The organism is Streptomyces sp. SID5785 (assembly GCF_009870065.1).
Lineage (GTDB): Bacteria > Actinomycetota > Actinomycetes > Streptomycetales > Streptomycetaceae > Streptomyces.
In genome coordinates this window covers 1-3,228 of the sequence record NZ_WWIA01000947.1, presented here as the reverse complement: position 1 = coordinate 3,228, position 3,228 = coordinate 1, and the positions used below count along the sequence as shown (strand labels likewise).

General features: G+C 72.3%; 3 protein-coding genes. 2 read left to right on the top strand and 1 reads right to left on the bottom strand.

Going from position 1 to position 3,228, the window contains the following annotated elements; genetic code table 11:
* Positions 1-722, top strand: a 722-nt coding sequence (locus tag GTW43_RS30890; protein WP_161305286.1) for an aminotransferase class I/II-fold pyridoxal phosphate-dependent enzyme, incomplete at its 5' end; no start/stop codon positions are given.
* Between the two features lie 63 nt (positions 723-785).
* Here the strand turns inward: GTW43_RS30890 and GTW43_RS30885 are convergent.
* The gene (locus tag GTW43_RS30885) at positions 786-1,592 is read right to left on the bottom strand and encodes an IclR family transcriptional regulator (RefSeq protein ID WP_161303488.1); all 807 of its coding nucleotides are present in this window, start codon (positions 1,590-1,592) and stop codon (positions 786-788) included.
* 209 nt (positions 1,593-1,801) lie between these two features.
* Between GTW43_RS30885 and allB the strand changes: the two genes are divergently transcribed.
* On the top strand, positions 1,802-3,142 hold the full coding sequence (gene allB / locus GTW43_RS30880) for an allantoinase AllB (RefSeq protein WP_161305285.1): 1,341 nt from the start codon (positions 1,802-1,804) through the stop codon (positions 3,140-3,142).
* The last annotated feature ends 86 nt before the right edge of the window (positions 3,143-3,228 follow it).

Here is a 3,228-nt window from a genome sequence, read left to right as displayed (position 1 = left end):
TCTACCTGATCCCCGACTTCCAGAACCCGACGGGCCGGGTCATGCCGCAGGCCCAGCGCCAGCGGCTGCTGACGGCCGCGCGGGCGACGGGGACCTGGCTCGTGGTCGACGAGACGGTGGCGGACATCGCGCTGGACGTGCCGACGCCGCCGCCGTTCGGGTCGCTGGCCACCGGCGGCGGAGGCGAACAGGTCGTGACCGTCGGCTCGTTGAGCAAGGGTCACTGGAGCGGGCTGCGGGTCGGCTGGGTGCGCGCGGGCACCCGGCTCATCACGGAGCTGACGACGCTGCGGGTGACCGCCGACATGTCGGGGTCGGTGCTCGACCAGCTCGTGGCGGGCCGGCTCCTGGAGCGCGAGGAGGAGATCCTGCGCCGCCGGCTGCCGATCCTGCGGGAGCAGCGGGACCGGCTGGCGGAGCTGCTCGGCCGTACCTTCCCGGAATGGCGCTGGCAGCTGCCGCCCGGCGGGCTGTCGCTCTGGGTGGATCTGGGCCGGCCGGTCGCGTCGGCGCTCGCGCAGGCGGCGCTGCGGCACGGGGTGCGGATCGAGGGCGGGTCCCGCTTCGGGGCGGACCCCGGGACCTTCGAGCACCGGCTGCGCTTCCCCTACACCCAGCCGGCGGAACGGGCGGAGGAGGCGGTGCGGCGCATCGCGACGGGGCTCTCCGAGGGGCTGGCGGGGGGCGAGGTCGCCCCGGGGCGGCCCCACTGGGTGGCCTGACCGTCGGGCCGCCGGTGCCGCCCGGGGGCGGCCCGGCCGCGCCTGCCGACCCGCACCCGGTGGCTAGACGCCCGCCCCGGCACCCGTGCTGGCCAGCGCCGCCGACAACTCCCGCGCGACCTGCTGAAGCACCGGCACGATCTTGTCCGTGGCCGCCTCCGTGACCCGACCCGCGGGACCGGAGATGGAGATCGCCGCCGCCGTCGGGGAGTCCGGCACGGTCACCGCGAGACACCGGACTCCTATTTCCTGCTCGTTGTCGTCGACGGCGTACCCGAGCCCCCGCACCTCCTCGAGTGCGTCGAGGAACCCGTCCGGTGTGGTGATCGTCTTCTCGGTCGCCGCCGGCATGCCGGTGCGCGCGAGCAGTGCCCGCACCTCCTCGGCCGGGGTGTCCGCGAGCAGCGCCTTGCCCACTCCGGTGGAGTGCGGCAGTACGCGCCGGCCGACCTCGGTGAACATCCGCATGGAGTGCTTCGACGGCACCTGGGCCACGTAGACGATCTCGTCGCCGTCGAGCAGTGCCATGTTCGCCGTCTCGCCCGTCTCCTCGACCAGCCGCGCCAGGTAGGGGCGGGCCCAGGTGCCGAGCAGCCGGGACGCGGACTCGCCGAGGCGGATCAGGCGGGGGCCGAGCGCGTAGCGCCGGTTGGGCTGCTGGCGTACGTAGCCGCAGGCGACCAGGGTGCGCATGAGGCGGTGGATCGTGGGCAGCGGCAGGCCGCTGCTGGCCGACAACTCGCTCAGTCCGACCTCGCCACCGGCGTCGGCCATCCGCTCGAGCAGGTCGAAGGCGCGCTCGAGGGACTGGACACCACCGGTGGGCGCTGACTTTGCGGTCTCGGTGGTGCTGGCGTTGGACGTCGGCACGGCGCGTTCCTTTCGAGGACAGGCAAGCGATGGTGCAGCCTACCCGGCGGTCTGCTGCCGGGTGATCCCTTGACCCCCAAGTTCGTGGGTAGCTACGTTCTGCGTATCGGAATCATAATTCCACTTTGTGGAAACATCCAGAGCCTTGACGGCTCGCACATCGGAGTGAAAACTCCTTCAACAGAACGTTGAAAAAGAGGAGGTCCAGGGTGTCGGACGTCGAACTGGTACTGCGGTCGACCCGCGTCATCACCCCCGACGGTACGCGGCCCGCAACGGTCGCCGTCGCCGCGGGCAAGATCGTCGGTGTGCTCGCGCACGACGCCGAGGTGCCGGCCGGCGCCCGTCTCGAGGACTTCGGGGACGACGTGCTCCTGCCCGGCATCGTCGACACGCACGTGCACGTCAACGACCCGGGGCGCACCGAGTGGGAGGGCTTCTGGACCGCCACCCGGGCCGCCGCGGCCGGTGGCATCACCACCCTCGTCGACATGCCGCTCAACTCCCTGCCGCCCACCACCACCGTGGCCAACCTGCGCACCAAGCAGGAGGTCGCGGCGAGCAAGGCGCACATCGACGTCGGCTTCTGGGGCGGCGCCCTGCCGGACAACGTCAAGGACCTGCGCCCGCTGCACGAGGCCGGGGTCTTCGGCTTCAAGTGCTTCCTGTCGCCGTCCGGCGTCGACGAGTTCCCGCACCTCGACGCGGACCGGCTGACCGCCTCGATGGCCGAGATCGCGGGCTTCGGCGGCCTGCTCATCGTGCACGCCGAGGACCCGCACGAGCTCGACGTCGCGCCGCACCACAGCGGGCCGAAGTACGACGACTACCTGGCGACCCGCCCGCGCGTCTCCGAAGACGTCGCGATCCGCGGGCTCATCGACACCGCCAAGCGGATCGGCGCCCGCATCCACATCCTGCACCTGTCGTCCTCCGACGCGCTGCCGCTGATCGCCGCCGCCAAGGCCGAGGGCGTCCGGCTCACCGTCGAGACCTGCCCGCACTACCTCACGCTCACCGCCGAGGAAGTCCCGGACGGCGCCAGCGAGTTCAAGTGCTGCCCGCCCATCCGCGAGGCCGCCAACCAGGACCTGCTGTGGCAGGCGCTCGCCGACGGCACCATCGACTGCGTCGTCACGGACCACTCGCCCTCCACCGCCGACCTCAAGACCGACGACTTCGCCACCGCGTGGGGCGGCATCTCCGGCCTCCAGCTGAGCCTCTCCGCCATCTGGACCGAGGCGAGGAAGCGCGGCCACTCCCTCGAGGACGTCGTCCGCTGGATGTCCGAGCGCACCTCCGCGCTCGTCGGCCTGGACGACCGCAAGGGCGCCATCGCCGTCGGCCACGACGCCGACTTCGCCGTCCTCGCCCCCGAGGAGACGTTCACCGTCGACCCGGCCGAGCTCCAGCACCGCAACCGCGTCACCGCCTACGCCGGCAAGACGCTGCACGGCGTGGTCCGCTCCACCTGGCTGCGCGGCGAACGCATCGTCGCGGACGGCGAGTTCACCGCCCCGCGGGGCACGCTGCTCGAGAGGAGCAAGTGACGATGCCCGCAGACTCCGCCATACCGTCCTTCACCGGTGACGCCAGCCCCTACGGCGGCGGCGACCCGTACGCCGACTACCGCACC